Below are 25,796 nucleotides of genomic sequence, written 5' to 3'. Positions count from 1 at the left end.
GCCCTTGTGTAACAATTTTTGGTCAAACCAAACACTTGTTAAGTAGAGAATGAATGGTACTTACATTTAACTTTCTGCCAATAAACACCAACTGATTTTTAGGTGGAGTGCGCCATTCATCAGCTTTTAAGTTATAACGAAGACCGCTCAGTTGAAAAATATGGCGTAGATCGCTGTCACTAAACCAAAGAATACCCTTAGCTCGAAATACTTCTTGTGGCATTTGTTCTGTCAGAAATTCTTCAAATTTATAGGCATCAAAAGGTCTGTCACTTTGGAAAGAAATAGAAACAAATCCATCATTGTCTAAATGATGGGAATGGTACTCGTGGTGATGATGATGCTCGTGTTCGTGGTGATGGTGTTCGTGGTCGTGATGATGATGTTCGTGGCTATCTTCCTCTACAGACGATATATATTCTTCTTGTGGAGTCAAACCTACCCCTAAAATTAATGGAAATGGCACCTGACCAAATGTAGTGTGGAGAATTTTGGCACCTGCTTTTACCTCGTGGATATAAGCTTCTAGTTCCTGCAGTTTTTGTGGGGTAACGAGGTCGATTTTATTTAGGAGGATAATATCTCCATAGGTAATTTGCTTTAAAGCTGCTTCACTTTGGAAATGTTCTCGGTTAAATGCCTCAGCATCCACCATAGTGAGAATAGAATCCAGGTTGGTTAAGTCTCTTAAGTCTGTACCAAGAAAAGTTAAGATAATCGGTAAAGGATCGGCAACACCTGTCGTTTCAATGACAAGGTAATCAATTCGGTCTTCTCTTTCTAATATTCGATAAACTGCATCAACCAATCCATCATTTATCGTACAGCAAATACAACCATTGCTCAGTTCAACCATATCTTGATTCACAGACACTAGCAATTGACTGTCAATGTTGATATCGCCAAACTCATTAACAAGTACGGCAACTTTCAAGTCTTGTTTGTTCTGAAGTATTTGATTCAGTAGTGTAGTTTTTCCACTGCCTAAAAATCCCGTGATGATGGTAACAGGCATTCCTCTTTTAGGGATAGCAGAAATAGGGTTATTAGCCGATGTCATTAATTGTGCCATAAGTCATTTGTCCAGTGTCATTTGTCCAGTGTCATTTGTCACGGGTTCAGCCATTTTTATCTTCCTGAAAGCAGATGTTGTTATTTCCAGCTACCTACTGAACTAGAAAGCAGGTTCAGTATTCAACATCGGGCAAAAAAACCCGTTTTCTTTGAGTCGGCTTAATTTAACCCAGGTCTTAGGCAAAAAACCGGGTTCTCTGGGATGGCGTACCGACACTCTCAGTTGTTAAAATCACAGTCCAACGCCGCTTATGTCACTGAAGCAGCGATCGCTAAAGTTGTGAAAACAGCTTTTAAGCACTTAATACACTTTTTATAAGCATATAGTTGTCTTTCTAAAGGTATATCTCTCGTTTTCGCCATTTTTCTTGCTTTAGCTAGACTGGACTAAACCAACAACCATGCTAGCCAACAATAAGAATCGTTGTCAAGTATCAAAGAAACTTGAATAGACGAAGGGGTGCTTTATATACGCGAAACCTTACTGAATAGGGGCGGTTTTCCACAATCACCCCTTACTGACCTCTACTGATTTGTAAAGTTAATATTAAGATGTTGGAAATAACACAGGGGCTAACGTAAGGTAGACGGTTCTTAAGGCAGGCTGCTGGTGTTATGTCATAAGTAAATAGACAGTGGAGAGATTGGATCGGGAACATTGAGCCCGAACAACCCTAGATTACTGAAGTAACCGACTGCTTGCACCTTCCCGTACAGAAGACTTTCACATAGCACAAATATCTGGAGAGTTATCCGGAATACTGTAACCCACGTTTGTAGTAAAAAGTGTTCCAGAAAAAAGAGTGGAACAATACTGCATAAAACAAGAGAACCAAATCTATATAAGTAATAGGGAAGGGTATAAACCCAACTCACAAACACTAACTTGAAATTCTAAATGATAAGGTGAGCAATTATGACTAGCTTCTCTCACATCCAAGCAAAACAAGACATTCTTTCTCCTGTTCGCCAGTGGCTGGATTCGGTAGAAATTCATAACGCTAAATTAGCTCATTTCTTGTGCAAGCTGATCCCCGCTCAATGTCCTTTTGAGCGTGATATTACATTGTTTGGTCGCAAGCTACTTCACATTCCTCCAATGTGCAAGCTCAATCCTGTCTATGAGGAAGTAGTTTGTCTGCGTTTTCGTGCTTTGTGCTATCTTGCCGATGAATGCGGTGAAGATATCTCAGTCTATTGCTAATTATGAGTCTGATAGCGAGATTGCACTGCAACCACAGATAATTGCACGCTTACCACAGGATTTGATTTAATCAACAGCTTGCCACTATGAGCTTCAACAATACATTTCACAATGGCAAGTGCCAGACTGTTTCCAGGTAATTTTGTAGAGAAAAAGGGCTAAATTAGTTCAGATAATATATCTGAAGACATTGGTACAGCGCCATTGTGAACATCAACATAGATTTAATTGAGAAAATATAGTTAACTAAGTAGGATGACGCAAATAAAGTTAACTCATGAGGGTCTTCCTTAGTCCTTTGTCATTGGTAAGGATGTCGGATTCATTAATTTTATAACACAGTTCTATTTATTTCTGTCCGCTTACTTAGTTAGGGCAGTCATTTGTCAGAGTTACAGCCATTTTTATATTCCTTGCCTGCATTACCGAAGTTATCGCTACACTTGAAAACGGTGGATACCTTTAGGAATGTAATGAGTTACCTCGAAACAGCGGCGCAATTCTACAGCGAAGTTGCAGAAACACCCCAAATAGGGCTTTGTTGCGTACAGAGTACACCCCTGCAACTACCGGGGCTGCATATTCCCCTTCAAATGCAGGAAATGAATTATGGCTGTGGGACAACCGTTCATCTAACAGAACTTGGGAATCAACCGACTGTATTGTATGTTGGAGTTGGCGGTGGTTTGGAAGCTTTGCAATTTGCCTACTTTTCCCGTCGTCCCGGTGCAGTTATCGCCGTTGAACCAGTTGCCCAGATGCGGGAAGCCGCCACACGTAACTTGGAAATTGCTGCAAAAGAAAACCCTTGGTTTGACACCAGCTTTGTAGAAATTCGTGCAGGTGACGCCTTTCACCTACCCGTGCCCGACGATTCCGTCGATATAGTCGCACAAAATTGTCTCTTCAATATCGGTAAAGCAATAGGTTGCGCTATGTCAGACCCTCACACTCCTCATAAAAAAGACCGTGCCTTGGAAAAAGCCCTCACCAACAAAATCATTGATGATTATTTTGATAACTCAGAAAGTTGGCTGCGAGCTATTTTGCGGATGTGTATCTTCTCCTTAGGTCACTTGAATGGACAACCAGTGTTTGTTGTAGAGTGTCCCAACCAAGCAGTCGCCAAGCGGCTGAGTCGCAAAACCTATCCTTTTAGAGGAATTGTATACTACTTAACTGATAATTTTAACGCTGGCGATCGCTCTTTGTTCTGCTACCGAGATTCATCTGAGGAAACTTGGCGCTGTTTTGACACAAGTACGAACTCCTGGAAAACCCTGAGTTATCCACAAACACGTGCTACGCCAACAGAATAACAGTAAATGGATAATGGTTGGTGGTTGGTAGTTAGTAGTTAGTAGAATAACCACTATCCACTATCCAATAACTACTCTCTAAATTGCCTTGTTACCAAACCACCGACAAAAGCCCCTAAAATAGTTCCCGTCCACAACCCAGTCGTACTTCCTTGCCACATTGCTCCCGGAGTCACCAAAACGTTACACACCTTTTGCCATCCCCAAGATCTGCTTTGGCACTTCTGAGTGTGAATACTTAGGGTAATTTGTCCCCCTACATAACCCCCGAAGAAACCCGATAACAGGGCTAGGAAAGTACAGATTAAAATTCGTTTTTTAGTCATTTGTTATTTGTCATTTGTCATTTGTCCTTAAAAAATAACAAATGACCAAGGACGAATGACAAATGACACCTATAACGGTTCAACCAGTATTTCTCATACCAGCGGCAATACCGTTAATAGTTAACAATGCGCCTCGCAGCAACTCACCCTTACTATAACGAGAGTGAATGACCCCGGAAGTCACGTTAGTACGGGCTTGACGCAGGCGTTTAAGGAGAGCAACCTGTAGAAATCCTAAGGGTACAATTGTACCATTGCGTAACTGTACCGATCGCTGCAATGTCGGGTCACCATCCAGAAGACGTTCGTGACCTGTGATTTTCAAAACCAAGTCTCGTGTTAAGTAGTACTCACTGGCGATTTGCTCAAACACCTTTTCCAAGCGTTCTTTGTCTTCCGGCTGCGACAGTTCCTGTACGTAGTGCCGCGCCATTTGCAAGTCCACCTTCGCTAAAGTCATTTCCGCTTTAGAAATGACCATCTTAAAGAAGGGCCACTTAATGTAAAAATACCGCAGCAGTTTCAGATGTTCTTCTGGTTCCTCATTTAAAAATTCTTGCATTGCCGTGCCCATTCCGTACCAAGAAGGTAGCAAAAATCGGGTTTGCGTCCAGCTAAATACCCAAGGAATTGCTCGCAAACTGCTTAAGTCTTTTTTACCAGAAGGGCGGCGGGCGGGGCGGGAACTAATTTGTAGCTGGCTAATTTCCTCTATAGGGGTTACCTGGTGGAAGAAGTCAATAAAATCAGGTTGCTCGTAAATGAGGGCACGATAGTGAGAACGAGATCGCGCTGCGAGTTCTTCCATGATTTCATTCCAGGGTTGAATATCATCGAACCCAGTCCGCAGGAGACTTGCTTGAATAACAGCAGTGGTAATTGTTTCCAAATTATACAGAGCCAAGTCCCGCAAGGAATACTTAGAAGCTAAAACCTCACCCTGCTCTGTAATTTTGATTCTTCCATTAATACTGTGACCGGGCTGAGCCAGGATAGCTTCATATGCCGGACCCCCGCCACGTCCCACGGAACCACCTCGTCCGTGGAAAATTCGCAAAGCCACGCCATACTCTTCTGCAACTTTCTGTAGAGCTTTTTGAGCTTGATGGATTTCCCAGTTGCTGCTTAAAAAACCAGAGTCTTTGTTGCTGTCAGAATACCCCAGCATGACCTCTTGCAAGTTGGGAGTGAGTGGAGAGTGGGGGAATTTCTCCCGTTCCTCCGTACTTGCAGCAAAGCCCCCTGCTAATAAAGCACGGTACAGGGGTAATGCAAAGAGTTGCCGCATAATGCCAATCGAATGGCGCAAATCTTCCACTGTTTCAAACAGGGGAACAACTTGGATAGTACCGATGGCAGTACCGGGGTCATAGAGTCCGGCTTCTTTGGCAAATAGCAAAACTTCCAGTATGTCACTCACTTCACGAGACATACTTATGATGTATGTTTGGCAAACATCTTGACCAAACTCTTGTTGAAGCGATCGCACCACCCGTAAAGTTTGAATGACATCATTCGTTTTTTCTGAAAATGGCAATTCTGCTGGAATTAAGGGGCGACGGGTGGAAAGTTCTGCTGTCAGCCAAGCAACTCTTTCTACCTCTGATAACTCGTTGTAAGGGACTTTAAGAACCTTCAGGTAGTCGAGAATTTCATTTAAAGCATCTGAATGACGGGATGATTCTTGGCGGATATCTAGCTGTGTTAAATTAAAACCAAAAATTTCCACCTGACAGATAAGATTTTCCAATTCTTTACAGCTTAAACCTGTTTCTGTTAAGTTCCGTTCAATCAACCGCAGTTCTGCTAAAAATTCCTCTCCCGAGCGATAAACGGGGGTGTTGTCGTTGGTTAATTTTTCCCCTTTATATAGGGCTAAATTGCGTTCGCGTGTATTTTCCAAACGCTTTTGCACGTAAGACAATTTGAGCCGATAGGGTTCTTGCCGATAGCGCAGAGCTAGCTTATCGTACACTTCACTCAATTGCGACTGTTCTAGTTCTAAAGATTCCAGCAAATCTGGTAGGACATCGCTCCAGTGCAGCGATAAACTGAGCAAATTAATCAGTTGCTTGACCGATTTGATATACCTTTCCAGAACAATATTTCTTTGATAGCAAGCTGTCTGCCAAGTAATGTCTGGTGTTACTGAAGGGTTGCCGTCCCGGTCTCCACCTACCCAAGAACCAAATCGGCAAAAGTTTATTTTTGGTGGTTCCAACCAGGGGAAAGTGTTAGCCAAAGAGTATTTGAAGCGTTTGTAAAGGTGTGGAATTGCATCAAATATAACTTCTTGGAAGTAATGCAAGGCATAGTCTACTTCATCTAGCACCGAGGGTTTAAACTGGTGCAGTTCGTCAGTGCGCCACCAAAGGCGAATTTCCTCTAGCAATTGCGATTGCAATTCCTCTGCTTCCCAAGGATAGCCTCCACCATTACTAGAGCGTTTTTCCACTGCATCTAGCTGTTGCAGAAGTTGTACGACACGTCTCTGTTTATCGCGAATTGTATGACGCACAATTTCTGTTGGGTGAGCCGTGAACACCAGCTTCACATCTAATTGTGAGATTAAACGTTGAATTTGCTGTGGCGGTACATTGAGCCGAAATAAATGGGGAAAAAGACTTGTAAAAGTGCCCTTTTGTTTTCCACTCGAGGTTGCCTGCCAACTTTTTGCCAGAAGATCTGCGCCCAATCCACTGTTCAGGGGTGCTTCTGCTTCTTCTTGGTTCGATGAATAAATAAAATTTGGCAGAGTTTCTTGAGCTTTGGTTTCTGTTTCTACCTCATAACGGCTTAACTGCTGACGTTGTTCGTAGTCCTGTTCTATGATGTTGATTAACTGAAAGTACAAAGCAAAGGCACGAGAGGCACGAATTGCTTCGTTAATATTGAGTTGTTCTATCAACTTAGTGACAGTGGAGGTTTCGTCATCTGTTGCTTGACCCTCTGGCGAACACAAGTCCCGTAATTGCCGTAATAAGTCCACCATGTTTTGACCGCACTCTTGTCGGAGAACCGACTCCCACAGTTCTTCTACAATTTGCAGGCGATGCCGTAAAAAGACTTCGGAGGCGGGGTAGATATTCACATCCTGAGCAGAAGTGTATAAAAGGGAACTCATACCGTTGTTTTGGTTAAGCAAAATAATATTTCTAATATTTATATAATTTGCGATTTATAGTCATGGAAATTGCCACAGAATTAGCCCACTTTAAAAGTATACTTTTTAACGTTGGTTTAGTTCGTTTTGGTTTGGAAAGTCGAGAATGGGCAGGCGATCGCCTCGAAACAATTCTTCACTTGCTTCTCCGATCGCATACAGGGTTTCTACGGTGGCTTTTGAAGCTAGTACCAGCAGTAGTATAGACGCTGTACCAACTTGTAATAGGGCATACTGAGGGATGGTAAAGAGAGGCAAATTTAATCCACTATCGGAGGGAGGCTTGGAAGTGTTAGGTGACATGGATAATTCCTAATAAGTTCAAGAATAAGAGGAAAGAAACAAAAAAATCAATATAACTTTAGTTGGAGAGCGGTACAAGACTATCTTTACCGATTTTCCAAAATGTGAAGGTAACAAAAGTGTTAAAAAAAACTACATAATGTGATAATTCTATGGTTCTAGTGTACAAGCCAAAGCAACATTCCCCAAAACCAATATTCCTGTAAAGTCAACTTCCCATGAAAAAACTATCACCAGTTAGCCAGCAATCCTTATTGCAGTGGGTAAGCCAAGCAACAGGGATTAGCACTTTCGGGGTAAAAATCCACTTGCGGGGAAACGACCTACACATTCTTTGTGAAGGTCCAGAATGCCCTCAACGGTGGCAGACGTTATCTGACTTGCTCAAAGCACTACAACAAACAGATTTGGACGTGCTCACAAGTTCAGAACAACCTGCAATCTACCAAGTACTCGTCTACGGACGCAGAAAAGGGGAAAAGAAGCCCGAATGGTGCCACAGGGTACATCTCAATCAATTGGATCGGCATCTAGAACAGGTGCGCCAATCCCTTTTGGCAGACGCTGAAAAATCATCTAGCAAAGCACAACCAGCAGTTGGGGCAGGTGGAGCGTTAATTGTCTCTAACGAGAGTTTGGCTCGCCAAGGGCATCCAGAAGCAATTGCTCGCTATCTCAGTGAAACAATGAGTGCTTTTGGCGTGGCTGTAGAGGTTAAGGTTATCAAGCAGAAGCCAACAGGAAATCATCAGAAGCATGAAAGCCGCCTGTGGGTATTCTGTGAATCGAGTTACAGTCCCGATCCATCCTTAATCGCAGAACCAGTCGCTCAAAAGTTACGACACCTCAAACTTTCTGGTTACCAAGATGCTGTGATTGCCTCGCGAGTCACTGGTGAAACCGCCTTAGATTGGCTGTTGCGGGTGGATCTAACACCATCGAAGGTGATGCTTCGGGAATGGGCGCGTTGGGGAGACGTACAGGCAATATCCATGTTACTTAATGACGCTTTGTCAGAGTTAAACGTGGCTGTGGGAGCAACTTTGAAAGAGACTACGCTCCATTTATTCTGCACTCCTGCTTCCGATCCATTAGGCACCGCTGAGGCACCAGATAAAGCTCAGTGCTTGGAAAAAATTAAACCCCTTCTGGAAACAATTGCCCCTCAAGGCATTGTCGCTGCTACTTTATACGGGCGGCAAACGGCTAAGGATAGCAAACCAGCTTGGATTGATTGGTTTGCTTTACCCGCAACCGAGCATTCAAACCTTGCAGCGTCTGCTTTAGAGTTGGCAACTGTTGGTGATGAACCAGCGATCGTATTTTTACTTGAGCGTCTGCTCAATCCCAATCTAGAATCCCGTCTTAAAACAGGTGGTCTTCGCGTGCTTCTGCTTCGCAAAGGGGATTTATTACACATCATGTGTGATGCACCCATTTGTCCCACACGCAAACAGGTCGCTGTTAAAGTCACTCAGTTTGTGCGCCAGCTAAAAATCAAGACTGTTACAGGGGTAAGGGTCTACGGTCGTCGGGCTGGAAATAAAGAACCATTTTGGAATTATGGCGTTGATTTTGAGGAACGAGAGCGGTTAGTCCCGGAAGCAACTCCAGAATTTGCTGCGACTTCTGCATACATTCGCGAACTTTTACCCACTACAACTCAAGAACCAATCCTGCGTCCCGATTTAACCAGCGAGGAAGTTCAAACTTTTGTTGCGGAAGTAGCACGGGATTGGACAACATCTGTTAGGAAGTTTCTCTTGGCAACGCAGTTATTTGCGGAAAAAGACCAGTTACAGGAACAAGCACCTGATTCTCAGGGGCTTCGAGTAGCTATGGTTTGGGCAGCGCTGGGCTTAATTCTCACATTACAGTCGGATTGGCTACTGAGTAGAATTATTGCTCGCAATACACTAACAACCACCATTGCTAGTGTCTCCTCTGACTCGCAAATGAAAGCATCTTTGACCTCTACAAACGATGGCAGCGACCAGGGTGAAAGCGCAATCTTTTTTACAAACACCTCGAAGGGCAAACCCTCTAACCGTAGAAATGACGGTTTTAATTCCTCTGGATTCACTCAACCAAATGACGACCCAGACAATTTGCCAGCTGAACCACTCAAGCCAAAAGCAAATTCATCTGCTATTGTCTTAGCAGCGCGATCGCAAATGCCAAGTTTTAATGCTCGCCAATTGGATGAGCAATTTGCACTATACAAACAGCGCCTGCTCAAAAGGGGTAGCCCGCCTGATGTATTGATTATTGGCTCCTCCCGCGCTCTTAGGGGAATAGATCCTGAAGCTCTTTCCAAATCATTGGCTCGTCAAGGTTACTCAGATGTTGACGTGTTCAACTTTGGTATTAATGGTGCGACAGCACAAGTCGTTGAGTTTATCATTCGTCAAGTTATTGAGCCAAAGGAACTGCCAAGGCTGATTATCTGGGCTGATGGTTCCCGTGCGTTTAACACCGGTCGAGAGGATGTGACTTTTAAAACTATCGCTGCATCTCCTGGGTTCAAGTATGCCTTAGAAAAAGCGCGAGCAACCAAAGATACTGCAAGCGAAATTGACGGTACGGCAAAGCAAACCCAAAACGAAACAACAAGCACAGCCAACCAGAATGGTAGCAATAGCTACCAAATGCTAGATGAGTGGCTAAATCAAAGAGTTGCTAACCTATCAGCTAGCTACAAACAACGCGACAAGTTCAAAAAGCTATTAAATCAACAACTGAGATCTTTGCCCGGATTGAAAGAGAGCTCTCAAACAGTAAATACGAAATCTGACAGGGCAGATTTAGAAAGTATTCTACAGCAAGCTGTTGATTTTGATGGATTTTTACCTTTGTCTATCCGCTTTCAACCCTCTCAGTACTACAGCAAACACTCAAAAGTCCCTGGTAATTACGACAACGACTACAAATTTTTCCTCCTCGGAGGCGAACAAGATGCTGCTTTGCGGTCAGTGCTTGAATTCACTGAATCTCACAACATTTCCCTAGTCTTTGTCAATATGCCTCTAACTGCTGACTATCTCGACCCCATACGCTTGAAATATGAAAAGGAGTTTCAGCAGTATATGTTCAATCTCTCCGGACACCCAAACTTCGTCTACCGCGATTTAAGTCAACTTTGGCCCAAAGCCAATGACTACTTTTCCGACCCCAGCCATCTTAACCGTTACGGCGCTTACGAAGTCTCCAAAAAGTTAGCCATTGACCCAATGATTCCTTGGCCAACAAAGTAGCTAGTACAAAAAGGCTGAAGTATCAAGGCTAAAGAGATGAATAATTAATGACTAATGACCAATGACCAATGACCAATGACAAATAACTAAAAATGAATTTTATATCAGTTAGTAGTAGTTGGTGATTTTGCTGACCAACAAGATGTAGTGCTACCTTACTCGTACTTGCAGTTTGCTTCAGATAAGTCCACAGTGGCATCCGTTACAAATATGGGTGTAGTGACTGCACTTAGTGATGGTGTGTCGGTACTCAGTGCGTCGCGCAATGGTATTACGGCTGTAACGGCGCTAAGAGTGGGTGAGTTAGGGCTGCCGACGAACGATGCAGAGTTTAATATGGCGTTGGTAGAAAGTAATGGTCTAAACGTGTACCCACAAGCTGTCACCTTGGTTGAAGGTGTAAAACGTAAAATTTTGGTTGGTATCAATGAGGTTATTGATTCGCCTGATTTGAGAACTGCTTTATCTGGTACGCGTTACTTTGTGAGTAACTCAGATATCATTACCGTAAGCGAGGATGGGTTAATTACTGCATTAGATGAAGGCGTAGCGAATGTTACTGTCATTCACGGCGCTAGCGAGTATGTATTGCCTGTAAGGGTGGAAATTCCACATCTAAACTCAGCAGTGCTGGGTAAAGACGGTGGTGCGGTACAAGCTACTGATGGCTCAATGGTGATGGTAGCACCTGGTGCATTGAAGGAAAATGCTACTGTTAGCATTACAACATTAGATGCTAGTACGCTGCCCTTATCTGTATTGGATGATAAATTTGCATTTGCTGGAGCATTTAAGTTGGACGTTGGTAAAGAACAGCTGAATGTACCAACACAACTTGCCATTCCAAATACCTACGGGATTGAGGCTGGGAAAGAAGTATTTTTCATGCGCCAAATTATGGCACCTGATGATACAGGAGCTTTGCAACCAAGTTGGATAATTGATGATTCTGGGGTAGTTGGTGATGATGGTATGATTCGTACTTCCTCACCACCTTGGGCGGGTGCTGTAGTATCGGGTACATATACTGTTGCCGTTCCATTATTTCGCTATGCTGTTGCCGGAGCCATTACACAACTAGGCACATCAGTAACAGCAAGTACGGCTATTGCTGCTTCGGGTGCTACACAATTAGCTTTAAGAGCACCTGGACTTTCAGGTGTTTATGTCGGTCTTGCACTAGGTATAGGCTTTGGACTATTATTGTCGGCGGCGGTGCTTCAGACTATAGCAAAGACAACTCTAATATGTATTCCCACAATTGGCTTACCTTACCAAATTTCAGATCGAGTCAGTCTTAACCTAGAACAAGTTACATCAAAAATGACTGCTGTAGTTCAACTAGACCCTCCAGCAATCGAGTCGAGAATCATACCAGTAGTTGAGAGTGTTGCTCTGGATTTCGATCGAACAGGAGCATTTCTACAAGTTGATGGACAAAATTTTGGAGATAGTATTGAGAATCTCAAAATAGATTTGCAATACGGTCTTAAAACTTATGAGTTGAAAGATATTTCCATAAAATCTAATTCTCAACTTCTGCTACGTCTTCCAGATTATATTCCTTATAGCAAAGATGTAACAATTTCATTGAGACGAAAGCTGTCTGGTGTTGAAGATGATTTAACTAACCCCATTCCAATACCTATTCCTCTTACAGATTGTTTTGAAGTAGCTGTAGCTGCAAACCCATTTAGCGATACTGTTAAAATTATCAATGCCCACGACCCTGAAGCAGTTATTGCACAAGAGAGTGTTGCGGATCTTCTACTAGCTAGTATTTCTGTTGGCGACCTTAGCAAGCAAGATAGACCAAGATACGTTGCAACCACTAGTAACGCATCACTTGCTTACGTACCTTTAATGGGAACTGGTGAAATCTCCGTTGTAGATTTACGTGGTTTGCGACCACTAGATGTAAATCCTAACGAAGATGGAATTCAGTCTATTAAGTTGAGAAATGCTGCTGGTACGGCACTTGCTGACATTGTCATCCACCCCAATAATAAATATGCTTATGTTGCCGATCGCAATCAAGGACAAATTTTTGTTCTAGACATTAACCCTTATTCACGAAGCTTTAACCAGCACGTTAGCACGATCCAGCTCAGTGATGCACCTAAGGGAATACGCCAAATGGCAATGAACAGCGATGGGACTCGGTTATTTGTGACTAGTGCTACTAGTACCAGGGCTAATAAAGGTTCAATTTCGGTGATTAACATTAACCCCAATGACCCCTATCGTGTATTACATACGGTCATGGGAACTATTGAAACCTCTGCTGGGGTAGAAGGTATTTCTGCTACTCCATACGCAAACCAAATGATTTTTACTAATCGTTTGAACGATGCTGAAGGGTTTGGTGTTCTGACGATTGATAATGAACCCGGTCAGTTTAAAGCCACAACAAAATATACCAAACTATTGCTAGGCAGCGAGCAAGATGCGTTTGATGTGAATGAAGCGGTTGCCGTGACAATGATGCGTGACCCTGATTCGGGTGAGGAGTACGCTTTTGTTGCTGGTCGTAACGGTCGTTTGTTTGGTTCAGGTATTCCCAGTATTGATGGGGTTGGTTCAGGTAGTAATGTTGGCGTTATCATCAACCCGTTAGGAGAAAACTCGAAATTAGTAGCTGCTACTCGACCAATTTCAATGGGGCTTACCAATGATTTAGTAGTTACGAGCGACAATCGATACTTGTATGCCACATATCCTGGAATTAGCAGTACTCTCCTCTATGATGTTCGAGAAATAATTCAAACGATTAAAGATACTTCCGCTGCAGAGCTTAACAAAAAATCACTTGATAATATCAATTCAAAAGTTGCTGTCGCAGCACCTTGGGGTGAAAGCCAACAAATTGGCGCTGGTGTTTCAATAGGGTTGAGTATTGCCTCTGATAAGCCGTTAATTAACTTAAATGAGCCAACTGCAACTGGGGTTTATAACATTGATACATTGCTACCCACATTTAGATGGAATTTTGATGGCGAAACCACAAATTCAAGTGACGTATGCAGTAATCCCGATAGCAACGATATCAAAGAGGTAAATCTTTACGTTAGTGTCTTTAAAGAAGGGGAGGGATTACTACCATCGGATAATTGGGGTAAGTTGGACTTAATTGGGCTAGCCGATACCAACCCCAATCGTATCTTGACAGCGAAATGGAAAAATGGTGTATGGACTTGGGTTGGTGGTAGTCGCTCGGGTAACAACAATGTGTTTACGCTTCCTTCTGACCGCATTCTAACTGCTGGGCAAAAATATTATTGGGCAGTTGAAGCTATTACGAACAAAGGTAAAGAATATATTGTCCGTGATGGTGAGTTTCGGACTCGGCTAGCACAGTTACCTAGTAGTGATGCTTTTAGTAACGTAACAATACTTACACGTGGTTCCGAAGCCAGCTCAATGAGCGAGGTAATCGACAACCAACTCCTAGCAACAGCTAAACGTATCGCCCAATTGTATGATTCTAATATTCCAGAGGCAGAAAGAGGCTTAGTTCTGCTTTATGACAGAGAAACTGGTGGATGGAAGAATCAGAGAAATAATAGTTTCATTACCACAAGTGATTTACAAGCCAATTTAGGTAAACCCTTAGTATTATTACCAGGTTGGGATATTCAACTCAGCAAAACTGCCTTTAATTCAGGGTTTAGCGAAGCTTTCTCCGATACTTTGTTTGCGTCTCTGGTAAATTTAAACCAAACATTGGACCGCAATCAACTATTTAATTCGCGCACGCATTTTGTTGGATACGGTCAGGGTGCTGTTATTAACAGCGAGATAATCCAGCGTTTGGGTAGTTTCTTCCCTAAAGATAGGTATTCTAGTTTCTTCCCCGACCTTCAAATGACGATGGTTGACCCCCATGATTTCCAGCAAAATTCTTTGGACAGAAGTTTGTGGAATCTTAACGAACCTGGTATTAGGGTTTGGAATAATGTTACTTATGCAGACAATTACTATCAAAACGTTGGCACTGGGGGAAAAACACGCAATGGTCGAGAAATTATAGGTGCAGATAGAAATACAAACATTGGAGGTAGGGCAAACTTTACCCCAGATAACGGGCAGGGTGCAGCACACAAGCAGGCGCTCACCTGGTATGCCGGAACTGTTGACCTTAATGAAGATATGCTTCCAGCTCCAGAGGACACGTCGAGCTTTCTTGATGATTTTATCCCCTTTGTTTATCAAGGTAATCGGGTTTACCGTCGTCTTGGGGATTTAGAACCATCTCAACGTAGCGCAAATAGCGATTTAACTTGGTATTCTCCTGATTATACGGGGTATCAATATGTGCATGGCGCTCAAAATGCTCCTTGGGAGGGCATTGGTACGGGTTGGTTCTACTCGGCATTGGGTGGTGGCATTGACCGTCGCGTGTACGATGTCAATGGTAGTAAACTTAGCAAGGAGCAGCTTGGCGATTTTGACCAGTATCTGAGAAATAATCGGACGAAGCTAACAGAAGATAACACTGCCCTAGCTAGGATGCGCGGTGATTATGCTGTACCCACACTGTTTAACGGTAATTTTGACGCGGTTACTAACAAGTTTGAAGTACAAGAAATACCTGGCTGGTCTTTCTACAATGGCGAGAATGATGCTTCGCAAAGGCATTTGGTTAGGTGGGAAGATATTAATTCTTTGGCGCAATACAGGCAAGCTGTAAATTATAATCCTGCTCAAACTAACTATGCCCTAAAGTTAGGAGATGGGCTAAATGAGATTACGCACAACCGCTTTGTTGTTCCTGATTGGGGTGCCCTAAGGCTTGATGTCCATGTGCCTGTTCCATCTCGTTTAGACGATATGGACGATTATATTCAGGTTTACTTAGAAACAGACACAAAAACCTATAATTTAAGGAGTCAGCAAATTCATCCTAATACTATAATTCCTGGGGATCAGATTAACCAAGAACTGCCAGCAGTAGATTTACGTGAAGTTCACCCAGAAGCTTTTAGCGATCCAATAGTAGGAGTAGCAGTACCATTTGAACGTATACAGTCACAACTAAATCGTATCGGCTTTGGTACAAGGGGTTTTGAAACTTTCCAGGTAGACGTACCAGATGAAGTGAGAGGTAAAACTGCAAAACTCAAAATAAGTCTACACGGAGATACACCAGTCTATATTGACAACGTATTCTTCAAAAGTAAGCATCTCCAATTTGGAAGCCCAGTACTAAACGGACAGGAGGCTCGACAGGATGAAGGATTCAGCCAGCTCAATAATTTCCTCATTGAAAAACCACAATTTGCACTTTCCTATAACGAAAGTCTAAAAACACCTAATTGGGTAAGCTATCAATTAAATAGGTTATGGAATGAAGGTCCAAATGGTAATGTATCCAGGAAGGAAGTAGGCGATCCCTTTGTCGCAGACTATTCCCTGCCTTCACCTCCCCTAACTAGAGTTCCTGGTTCAAGCGATGTAAAATATGATGTTTTTCAACGTGGTCATATGACCAGGGCAGAAGACCGATCTCGATTAGTAGAAAGTTATTATCCAGATAGCCAAACAAATGAACACTACAAAATTTATAAAGATTATAAACTGACATACCTGATGACTAATATGGTTCCCCAAAATATTGTTGAGAAAGGTGTTGATCCCTGGGGACAATTAGAGATATTTTTATCTGATACCCTAGTTACAGACAAGGGGAAAGAATTGTACATTATTGCGGGTAGAGATGGAGAACGTAAAACTTTTACTGCACCTATTGATGGAGTTAATGCTAATATTAGTGCTCCATCTCATGTTTGGAAAGTATTTTTGGTGCTAAACCCAGGTGAAGGGATTGCAGATGTAACTAAGGATACCGTTGCTTTTGCAGTAGATATTCCCAACTTTTCCCAGGTTGATATTGAACGGGGTACACCAGGTGCTCCATCAACATTATCAAAAGACTGGAAAAAGTCTGTAGTTTCAATTAATGATTTAGAAGCAGTAACAGGTTACAATTTCTTCAACAACATACCTACTGATATTCAAGAAACAATTGAAAGTAATACTGATATCAATAAGCTTCTAAATCTTCCCACTGCTCGACTAACAGCCGAGCAAGAGCCTTCCTCAATATTCCAGAAACTCGAACCGGGGTCCTTCATCAATACTTCCATCAGGCAGCCGCAGGTTCCAAATAAAGGCATTATGGATTCGGAATACCGATTCAGTGTTAGTAGATCCATTCAAACTAGTTTGAACCAAAATAGCTTCTTCCAGATTAGTGAAGAACAAGTTGGCATTTCTCAAAGCAGCTTTGGTCAAATTAGCTCCCCACATATAGGCTTCACTCAAGTTAACATTACGCCAATCAGCTCGATACAAACAGGTACAGTTCAAGTCGGCATTGCTCAGATTGACATCGATCAGGGTACTCGAAACCATAGAAGCTCTGGACAATCTAGCTTCGCTCAAGTTACTTCTGTAAATGCGAACACTGTTGAGATTAGCACCGCTCAAATTAATTCCTCTCAAATCAACATCTTCAAAGACCTTGGTCGAACTCAGTTCAATTCCAGCGAAGTTACGCTCTCCAGCAGCATAACGCTGCAACAACTCTTCAGTCTTCATAACTTAACCCTTGCATCAACCAACACGTATAAAGATAACCCACTACACCTCTGGCAATTACTATTCGACCCCACCTTCAACATTAATCTTGAAATCAAAGATCTCCCCACCGGACAACTAGCTGAAGCCCAAATTACCAACTACGACTCACTAGGTCGCCCCAACGGTGGAACCCTCCTCATAGACACTGACGCTAATGGCGTCGGCTGGTTTATCGACACCACCCCTTGGGAAAATAGCGAATTCTCCCAAACCTTAACCGATTCAGCGTTCCGTGCAACAACAGGCGTCGCAGCTCTTAAGTATGACCTACTAACCACCATCCTCCATGAAATGGGACACTTAGTGGGTATCATTAACGGCAACCCAGGTTTCGATCGCTACGTACAAACTGTCGATGGCAAACGTACATTCGTCGGCACCGACTTCACAGCCACCCTCACCCCCGACGGTAGCCATCTCGACTCTAAGGTACATCCCTACGACCTGATGAACAACACTCTTGCTCCAAGCGTGCGTAAGTTGCCATCGTGGTTAAACCTGCAAATGATTAACGCTATCCGTAGTACCACGGTTGCGCCTAGTACTATAACTCAGCTAAAAGCACCATTATCTTCGATACTGCTTGCAGAAATTACCAACGGGAACTTTGACCAAACCGATAGAAGCAAGCCTGAATTTGGTTGGTCAACCCGTGGTGCCGCAACAATATTAAATAAGGAAGCAGTCCTCACGGAAGACTCACCCTCCGGGTTCGCCACTTTGCTTATGCCGGGGAACCCGTCCACCGCAAGTGGCTCACCCTTTAACAGCAACTTCTCGCAATCATTTATTATCCCAGAAGGAGCCAAGTACTTACAGTTCACTCTCAAAAACACCACCTTGGGTCAAGATACTCCACTCGCACCAGGTGACGCATTTGAGGTCGCACTACTCGACACACTCACCAAGCAATCTCTAGTCAACACACTCACCGGCTTAAGCAAAACTGACTCCTTACTCAACATTCAACACGACGGCACAGCTTATACCAGCAGGGTGGGAACAGTCAAACAACTGCTGCGAGGATGAGGATGAATGCAAAATGGTTAGTAAACCGGACTTTTTAGGAGGGAGTGGACAAGATCACTTCCGTCCTGAATTACAAGTGGAAAGCCCTGAAGGAGAGCTATATTTGAGGTTTTTCATTCCCTCGCATCAGGAGTTTGCACTACTCGCCACGGGAATTAGAGAAGTCATTGAACTGAGTCCCGACAGAATAACGCCGATTCCTAATGCTTCTCCTTTGCTTTTGGGTACTCTAAATTTACGAGGTCGAGTCATTTGGGTAGCTGATTTGGGTCAATTTTTGGGAGAAGTAACCACATTAAATACAGATCGAGCAGAAATTCCGGTAATTGCTATTGAAGAGCAAGATACAATCGTCGGCTTGGCAGTAGAAGAAATTGGCGGAATGGATTGGCTTGATGTACAGCATTTGATGGCACCCACTGGCGTTCCTGACGCTATGACTCCCTTCTTACGAGGAGAGTGGGTTTTAAACACTCAAAAAAATCAGTGTTTGAGGCTGCTCGACCAGATGGCCATTTTGCGAAGTGCTCGGTGGGCAGGATGAATTTGGGAGGTAGGAAAAACAATGTCAATCGGTATAGAAGATTACGAGCAGACGTATCAACAGGCTTATCTAGCCTATGTAGACAGTAAATACGAAGAAGCAGCCGCTTTGGTTGACAAAGTGGTGCAACATCTACCAGATGACCCAAATGTCCGTTTATTACGGGGTCATATTTACTACGTTTTGCAACGCCTTGATGTGGCAAAAGCAGAATACCAATGTGTTTTGGATTTAACTGACGATCCAAACATTACGAATTACGCTCATAGTGGTTTAGAAGCTATTGGGCAATACCAACAGCAATTGGAGGAAAATAGCCTACCTGAGGAGGACAAGAACGAAAATCACATGAGTGTTTCGTCACAGTCAACACCTCAAGTCTTTTCTGAAGAAAAATTAGAAGCATTAGAGGAAATAAAAGATTTTCATAGCAATAGCTTTGGTTTGAAATCCTTTGATGAAAATCAAGAAGTTGCAGATGAAATGGAGGAACTACCTGTTAGCAGTCCATTTGATATACCAATAGATAACAGTAGTGTATATAGTTCATCCTCTTCCCAAGACAGTGTGGGAGATAATCCTTTTGTTGTAAAACAAGAAGCATGGGAGCGGAAAAAGTCTACAAGTGGGGAGGAAGTAGAATTAGAGCTTCCTGATTTTTTACAAGGGGATCTCTCAGAATTAAAATTTGAAGATATAGAGGAAAATAATAATTTACAAATAAGTAGTACAAGTTCTAAAGAAAAGAAATCCTACGGCGAAGAACAAAATGATTTGAGCAATTCCCCATTTGCACAATTAGAATTGCCATCAATTAGTTTGGAAAATGAGAATTTTTTCAGTCAGGAAAATTTTGAAGAAATTGATAAAAATAAGATTGGAAGAATAAATCTGGCTGAAGATGAAACTTTATTGACAGATGATATAGATTTAAGCGAACGAGCACAAACAAGCTATAGCAGCCAAGAAAAGTTTTTTTCCTCACAAAATAGTACATTAGAAAGCAATAAATCGCCAGGTTCTGTGAGTGATTCTGCCTCTGGGAATGACTCACACAAAGAAGATGTCAAGCCCATCATTGCTTTACCTCAAGTTGAAATATCCTCTTCCTTCAACGACAATTTTGCACAAAGCAATTTTGTCAAAGAAGAGAAACAGCAGAACTTGAGCCCCAAAGTTCAACAGAATATTTTTGACGAAGACGACGAGAGTTTTGACTTTGAAGCTTTTGAATCTGCTTTTGGTACCGAGACATTTTCTGACGATGAAGATAGTAGGAACATCCCCCAAGGTGGAAATATCCCTAAAGGGAACAATATAGAGTTTCTGGACGACTTTGACGAATTCGACGACTTGGGAAATATTCCAGGGTTTGACATTGTAGATAATGACGCACCATTGCGTGTAGCCTCAGTAGAAAACAACGGTAGAACGTCGCGCAGTACAACTTTCGAGAACTCAGCTAGCATCGAAGGCAGCCTGGTATCGGAACGGGACTCGGAGTTGTTTAGTATGACGGGTTCGCAAGAAGAAGTGCCCGTGTTTACCCAGGGAGATGTCTCGAAGGTAGAACCTCACGTCTCAGTAGAACAGGGTTTTCTTGCACCACTAGAAAATGCTCCCCTACAAGCCAAACAATGGATTACAGCGGGAACTGTAGGCTGTGTCTCGGCACTTGTTGTTGCTGCCGTTAGCTTGGCTGCTACCAACTTTTCACCACCCACACAACGGGAAGGAGTGCGAAACACTGGCTGGGCAATGTCACTAGCCGCAGGGCTTGCTGGATTTGCAAGTGCAGGTTTTATGGGGGGTCTTGCCTTCAAGCAAGTTCGCCGCACAACAAAAGATTTGCAAATGCAATTTGACGCTGTGAGCAAAGGGAATTTGAATGTTCAAGCCACAGTGTATTCCGAAGATGAATTGGGTCAGTTAGCAGCCAGCTTTAACGAAATGGCTCGTGTCATTTTCACAACGACCAATGAAGCAACACGTAAGGCACAAGAACAGGAAGAGGCAAAAGAGAACCTGCAACGTCAAGTGATTCGTTTGCTAGATGATGTCGAAGGAGCTGCCCGAGGAGATTTGACAGTGCAAGCCGAGGTGACAGCTGATGTACTCGGGGCGGTGGCTGATGCTTTTAACCTCACAATTCAAAACCTGCGCGATATTGTGCAACAGGTGAAAGTTGCCGCACGGGAAGTGACCAGAGGTGCCACTAATTCCGAAACCTTTGCTAGAGCATTATCTAGTGATGCCTTGCGGCAAGCAGAAGAACTGGCAGTGACGCTGAATTCCGTACAGGTCATGACTGATTCCATTCATAGGGTAGCAGAAGCAGCACGGGAAGCAGAAGCAGTGGCTCGTGATGCCAGTCACATTGCTCTTAAGGGTGGAGATGCGGTGGAAAATACTGTGGCGGGAATCTTAGAAATTCGCGAGACTGTAGCAGAAACAACTCGTAAAGTCAAGCGACTGGCAGAATCCTCCCAAGAAATCTCCAAGATTGTGGCGTTGATTTCTCAGATTGCTTCCAGAACAAACTTGCTAGCACTCAATGCCAGCATTGAGGCGGCTCGTGCAGGGGAAGCAGGACGTGGCTTTGCCATTGTAGCGGATGAGGTACGCCAACTCGCAGATAGATCGGCTAAGTCCTTGAAGGAAATTGAAGAAATTGTGCGGCAAATCCAGAGCGAGACAGGTTCTGTGATGACTGCAATGGAGGAAGGTACCCAACAGGTTATTAAAGGTACCCAACTCGCAGAAGAAGCCAAGCGATCGCTCGAAAATATCATTCAAGTGGCGAAGCGCATTGATATTCTGGTACGCGGAATTACAGCTGACACCGTCGAACAAACAGAAACTTCCCGTGCTGTAGCTCAGGTTATGCAATCTGTAGAACTGACAGCACAAGAAACTTCTCAAGAAGCACAAAGGGTGTCTGGGGCTTTACAACACTTGGTAGGTGTGTCTCGTGACTTGATCTCCTCAGTTGAACGCTTCCGCGTCGAAACCAGTGAAAATACGAGGTAAAGGATGAAGTATAAAGTATGAAGTATAAACGTTTTATCCTTCATCAAAAACCATTCATTCTTTATCCTTATATATTTCATCCTTTATCCTTCATACTTTATCCTTTCTTTTGGTTATGCTGCCAGAACAACAACAGCGCATCTTGGGTTACTTCATAGAGGAAGCCAAAGACCACCTGAATACTATCGAGCAGGGATTGCTGAACCTTCAAAGTACCCTTAACGATCCGGAAATGGTCAATGAAGTTTTCCGGGCGGCTCACTCCATAAAAGGAGGGGCGGCAATGCTTGGTCTGAGTAGCATTCAGCGCACGGCTCACCGTTTGGAAGACTGTTTCAAAATTTTAAAAGAGCATCCAATTAAGGTAGACCAGAAATTAGAGTCCTTATTTCTTGGCGTTTTGGATACTTTAAAAGCATTATTGGAGCATCTACAGAGACCGTTTGGTTTAACTGAAGAAACAGCCAATACTCTCATGTCGGAAACCGAACCCGTCTTTACGTGGTTGCACGAGCATTTAGAGTTACTGGTACAACAGGGGAGTGCAGAGGGCGCAACTCAGAACACTGGGGCAAGGGAAACTGCTTTTTCGCAACAGGCGAGATTAACAGAAAGCGAGCGTCGGCAAAACGTGCAAGCCGAGGTACTCCAAATTCTGCGAGAAATGCTGCAAATCTTTAAACAAGGTGCAACAAAAGAAACTCGTCAAACCCTTGAGCAATGCTGCCATAAATTAGCTCAATTGGGGGAAGCATCTGATTGGTCTAATTGGTGTAGTCTGTGTCGGGCTTGCGGAAATGCGATCGCCAACCCCGAAAATACATATCTTACCCTAGCTAAAATTGTCATTACGGATCTCAAACAAGGTCTGGAATTAGTCCTTTCAGGCAGAGAGCCTGAAATTGCAGTGAGTCAACAACTGCAAGCTTTGACCTGTCTTGAAGCAGAAATAGAATTATTAGAAATTCCTTTTGATTTACTTGATGAATCAGCAAACACGCCTACAGGAGCATCAGAAAATTCAGAACCAAACATCATGTCACCAACTTTCAATGTTATTGAAAGTGCGGATGAAGGTGTTGCACAAATCATTGAAGATGATTCTGTCGCAATTGGCAGTGTTGAGCCACAAGATACCATTTCTAGTCTAACAGATTTAACCTACTCATTTCAAGGTCAATTTGATACCTTACCTGTGATACTTAGCAGCACAGATGCCCACGGTCCGGAAGTAGGAATAGCTGAGTTAAATACTCTTGCCGATTTATTTGAAGGAGAAAGTTCCGATCTTGATGACACATGGGACAATGAAGAAGTTTTAGACATCTCTAACACCAGCCAACCGGGAATTGAGGTCAGCAGCAGCAATAACGAGGATTTTGACAGTGAATTTGAGGACTTGTTCTTTCAAGAAGAAATCAGTAATAGGAAGCAACAAACGAAAAATACCAAAGAAGAATTAGGTTTTGGAGAATTATTTGGCGATTTTATAGAAGAAGACAATGTAGAACCAAAACATGAAGGAAGCTCTCATTTAATTAATGTTGACAATACACCGTTCTCAAATGATGCCACAGTTGTCCAAGCCCCCAACATTGAAAAAAAACAAGACGAAATCGGCAATTTATTAGAACTCAAAGTAGATGACAATGAACTATTAACCTTAGGCAATGACGCAGGAGCGGACACAGAACCACAACCAAGTCTTGAACTGGTTACTATTCAAGAACCAAGTTTTGATGACTTGTTCATAGAAAGTGCAAATTTATCTCCTCTAAAAGAAATTACGCTACAACCTCAAGTAGAAGAACCAAAAGCATCTCTACAAAAGAGTGAAAATCTGGTTTTAGATGAACTATTTGACGAAGCTGAACCAGAAAGCGAAATAGCTTTATCTAACCATGAATTAATATCTAATGAATTATTAGACACTTTACCTGGAATAGAAGATGGCCAATTATTCTGGCATCAGGAAACAGAAGAAATTCAAAATGAAATTGATTCCTTGATTGAGGAAGATGCAGCACAACAGTTAGAGAAAATGTTGTATGCCGCTGCTGATGAAGATATTTTTAGTAACAGCAAGCAGTCGCCGGAGAGCATTTCAGACAATTTAAATTTAGAAGATTTAGAGAGCGATTTTCAGACGGAAGAACAGGATTTTGATTTCTTGTTTTTGTCTGAATCAGATGATGATTTGTTTGAAGAGCTAACACTCACAGATTCTACAAATTTATCTTCTCTTGGAAATGGGAATATTTCTTCTCATGAATCTTCCGGTTTGTTGGAACAAAATAGCAATCGCTCTCAACCAAGCGATACCTCAAATGCTCCACCTCCCGAAGGTCTGGAACTATCTCCGGAATTTACTCACTCGTCACAAGAAACGACACAAGCAAATTGTGCAGATGATGTTAACTTTTTAGAGGTAGAGAACAATACAGTATTGCCCGATGTATTTGAAGATACACAAGCGATGGATTTAGATAATCCTTTTACGCTGTTACCTCAAGAGACAACAGAAAATCTGTTTTCTGAAGAAATTGCTCGGGATGAAATAAATTCTCAGGAGACGCCGGCATTTATAAATTTAGAAACCGATTTAGAAAGTTTAATAGACATTCAAAATGAGACAATACTACAAAGAAGTTTTGCAGATTTTGATTTCACAGATAATACAGATTCAGAAAATCCTTTAGAAATTAATTCAGAATTGGATTTCTTGGTAGAAGAATCTAATGAGCCTGAAGTAGTACAATCCAGTCAAGAGTTACAACCTGTTGATGATGCATCAGAAAAAATTAATGAGGAAATTTTAGACGCAATCAACGAAGACAATTTAGGAACTGTGGTTCCATTAACAGAATTAGAATCAAGTCTTGAAGAAGCAGATATCCTACTAAATATTAAATCTTCTGATTTAACAGAGGAAAATGCAGGAATTGTTTTAGATATTCAAGAAGCTGATTTTTCTAACTTATCCGCACTATTTGAAGGTGTAGAATCAAAAAGCAGTGAATCTTCAGTTCCTACAAGACAAGAGGAATCAGAGGAGAAAACAGAAATTTTAGAAATACAAGAATCTAATTTCTCAGACTTATTCGCCAATGTAGATTCAGAAGAAGCGACTGATAGACCCGAAGAACTTGTTGAGCAGGAAACACAACTTTTAGATACTCAAGCAGCTAATTTATCAGAGTTGTTGGCTGGGCTAAACCTTGAGGATTCATCTTTCATCATAGGTTCAACTTCGCCAGAAGTAATAGAATCAACTGCGTTCCAAGAGGAATTAGCTCAACAAATTGATGTTTCTTTTGATGATGAATTTGCTGAGTTAGATAAGTTATTAGAACAGGAGTTGGCATCTGGTTTAGATGCAGTCCAGCAACCACAGGCAGAAATGACTGCTCCGAAAAAATTATCAGATTCAGCGATTAACTCAGTAACACCAGTTGTTGCTAAAGGGGATATCGACGTTCAATTCCAGGAATTGGAGGAGATGGTTAAGGGAGATTTTCCACCCAGACCCTCAGTCCCTCGCACTCCTCGATTTGAGCAATTGATGAAAGTTCCGGTCAAGCATTTGGACGACTTGAGCAATTTGGTTGGGGAGTTAGTGGTCAATCGCAATACCTTGGAACAAGACCAAGAACGTATGCGACAGTCTTTAGACAACTTACTCCATCAGGTGCAGCAATTGAGTGATGTAGGAGCGAGAATGCAGGAACTCTATGAGCGTTCTCTGCTAGAAGCATCTCTGCTGGCTAGTCGTAAAAGCAGCAGTTCTGGCTTGTTACACCAATCTACGGACAGGGGATTCACAGAACTGGAAATGGATCGATTCACCCCCTTCCACTCCTTGTCTCAAGAAATGATTGAACTGATTGTGCGGGTGCGGGAGGCAGCCA

Annotated in this window: 11 protein-coding genes and 2 pseudogenes; 8 read left to right on the top strand and 5 right to left on the bottom strand. The window is 42.6% G+C overall.

Going from position 1 to position 25,796, the window contains the following annotated elements; translation table 11 throughout:
- Nucleotides 1-22: 22 nt before the first annotated feature.
- Nucleotides 23-1,072, bottom strand: coding sequence for a CobW family GTP-binding protein (locus ACYRY3_RS10055; RefSeq protein WP_460201536.1), 1,050 nt, complete (start codon nucleotides 1,070-1,072; stop codon nucleotides 23-25).
- A gap of 918 nt (nucleotides 1,073-1,990) precedes the next feature.
- Between ACYRY3_RS10055 and ACYRY3_RS10050 the strand changes: the two genes are divergently transcribed.
- The 3 genes and pseudogenes from ACYRY3_RS10050 to ACYRY3_RS10040 all read left to right on the top strand — a co-directional run bounded on the left by ACYRY3_RS10050 (nucleotide 1,991) and on the right by ACYRY3_RS10040 (nucleotide 3,597).
- Nucleotides 1,991-2,278: a Mo-dependent nitrogenase C-terminal domain-containing protein gene (locus tag ACYRY3_RS10050; RefSeq protein WP_460201535.1), complete on the top strand. Its 288-nt coding sequence runs from the start codon at nucleotides 1,991-1,993 to the stop codon at nucleotides 2,276-2,278.
- 473 nt (nucleotides 2,279-2,751) lie between these two features.
- Nucleotides 2,752-3,192 (top strand): annotated as a pseudogene (locus ACYRY3_RS10045) (methyltransferase domain-containing protein); the annotation flags it as partial.
- Nucleotides 3,193-3,213: 21 nt separating this feature from the next.
- Nucleotides 3,214-3,597, top strand: coding sequence for a hypothetical protein (locus ACYRY3_RS10040; RefSeq protein WP_460201584.1), 384 nt, complete (start codon nucleotides 3,214-3,216; stop codon nucleotides 3,595-3,597).
- Between the two features lie 71 nt (nucleotides 3,598-3,668).
- Here the strand turns inward: ACYRY3_RS10040 and ACYRY3_RS10035 are convergent, their stop codons facing one another.
- From ACYRY3_RS10035 to ACYRY3_RS10025, 3 genes are all read right to left on the bottom strand, one after another.
- A complete protein-coding gene (locus ACYRY3_RS10035; protein WP_460201534.1) occupies nucleotides 3,669-3,923 on the bottom strand; it encodes a hypothetical protein in 255 nt (84 codons plus the stop codon).
- Between the two features lie 79 nt (nucleotides 3,924-4,002).
- Nucleotides 4,003-7,047: a phosphoenolpyruvate carboxylase gene (gene ppc, locus ACYRY3_RS10030; RefSeq protein WP_460201533.1), complete on the bottom strand. Its 3,045-nt coding sequence runs from the start codon at nucleotides 7,045-7,047 to the stop codon at nucleotides 4,003-4,005.
- A gap of 105 nt (nucleotides 7,048-7,152) precedes the next feature.
- Nucleotides 7,153-7,389, bottom strand: a complete 237-nt coding sequence (locus tag ACYRY3_RS10025) for a hypothetical protein (RefSeq protein WP_460201532.1) — start codon at nucleotides 7,387-7,389, stop codon at nucleotides 7,153-7,155.
- Between the two features lie 218 nt (nucleotides 7,390-7,607).
- Here ACYRY3_RS10025 and ACYRY3_RS10020 point away from each other — a divergent pair, with 218 nt between their 5' ends.
- Nucleotides 7,608-10,643: a DUF1574 family protein gene (locus ACYRY3_RS10020; RefSeq protein ID WP_460201531.1), complete on the top strand. Its 3,036-nt coding sequence runs from the start codon at nucleotides 7,608-7,610 to the stop codon at nucleotides 10,641-10,643.
- 210 nt (nucleotides 10,644-10,853) lie between these two features.
- Nucleotides 10,854-16,640: pseudogene (locus ACYRY3_RS10015) on the top strand (DNA/RNA non-specific endonuclease); the annotation flags it as partial.
- Nucleotides 16,641-16,742: 102 nt separating this feature from the next.
- Here the strand turns inward: ACYRY3_RS10015 and ACYRY3_RS10010 are convergent.
- Nucleotides 16,743-17,243 carry a pentapeptide repeat-containing protein gene (locus tag ACYRY3_RS10010; protein WP_460201583.1) on the bottom strand — a complete coding sequence of 167 codons (501 nt, stop codon included), beginning with the start codon at nucleotides 17,241-17,243 and terminating at the stop codon, nucleotides 16,743-16,745.
- A gap of 1,084 nt (nucleotides 17,244-18,327) precedes the next feature.
- Here ACYRY3_RS10010 and ACYRY3_RS10005 point away from each other — a divergent pair.
- The 3 genes from ACYRY3_RS10005 to ACYRY3_RS09995 all read left to right on the top strand — a co-directional run.
- Nucleotides 18,328-18,858 (top strand): chemotaxis protein CheW, encoded by a 531-nt coding sequence (locus ACYRY3_RS10005; protein WP_460201530.1) that lies wholly within the window; start codon nucleotides 18,328-18,330, stop codon nucleotides 18,856-18,858.
- Nucleotides 18,859-18,879: 21 nt separating this feature from the next.
- Nucleotides 18,880-21,888, top strand: coding sequence for a methyl-accepting chemotaxis protein (locus tag ACYRY3_RS10000; RefSeq protein WP_460201529.1), 3,009 nt, complete (start codon nucleotides 18,880-18,882; stop codon nucleotides 21,886-21,888).
- A 115-nt stretch (nucleotides 21,889-22,003) separates the two neighbouring features.
- Nucleotides 22,004-25,796 (top strand): Hpt domain-containing protein (locus tag ACYRY3_RS09995; RefSeq protein ID WP_460201528.1); only part of this gene is annotated, 3,793 nt, incomplete at its 3' end.

The sequence above is a fragment of the Scytonema sp. NUACC21 genome, assembly GCF_054684315.1.
This window is presented reverse-complemented; position numbering and strand designations above follow the sequence as displayed.

Coding starts and splice junctions, on each gene's coding strand:
- ACYRY3_RS10055 (WP_460201536.1), bottom strand. CDS start 1,072: ATGGCACAATTAATGACATCGGCTAATAACCCTATTTCTGCTATCCCT.
- ACYRY3_RS10050 (WP_460201535.1), top strand. CDS start 1,991: ATGACTAGCTTCTCTCACATCCAAGCAAAACAAGACATTCTTTCTCCT.
- ACYRY3_RS10040 (WP_460201584.1), top strand. CDS start 3,214: ATGTCAGACCCTCACACTCCTCATAAAAAAGACCGTGCCTTGGAAAAA.
- ACYRY3_RS10035 (WP_460201534.1), bottom strand. CDS start 3,923: ATGACTAAAAAACGAATTTTAATCTGTACTTTCCTAGCCCTGTTATCG.
- ppc (WP_460201533.1), bottom strand. CDS start 7,047: ATGAGTTCCCTTTTATACACTTCTGCTCAGGATGTGAATATCTACCCC.
- ACYRY3_RS10025 (WP_460201532.1), bottom strand. CDS start 7,389: ATGTCACCTAACACTTCCAAGCCTCCCTCCGATAGTGGATTAAATTTG.
- ACYRY3_RS10020 (WP_460201531.1), top strand. CDS start 7,608: ATGAAAAAACTATCACCAGTTAGCCAGCAATCCTTATTGCAGTGGGTA.
- ACYRY3_RS10010 (WP_460201583.1), bottom strand. CDS start 17,243: ATGAAGACTGAAGAGTTGTTGCAGCGTTATGCTGCTGGAGAGCGTAAC.
- ACYRY3_RS10005 (WP_460201530.1), top strand. CDS start 18,328: ATGGTTAGTAAACCGGACTTTTTAGGAGGGAGTGGACAAGATCACTTC.
- ACYRY3_RS10000 (WP_460201529.1), top strand. CDS start 18,880: ATGTCAATCGGTATAGAAGATTACGAGCAGACGTATCAACAGGCTTAT.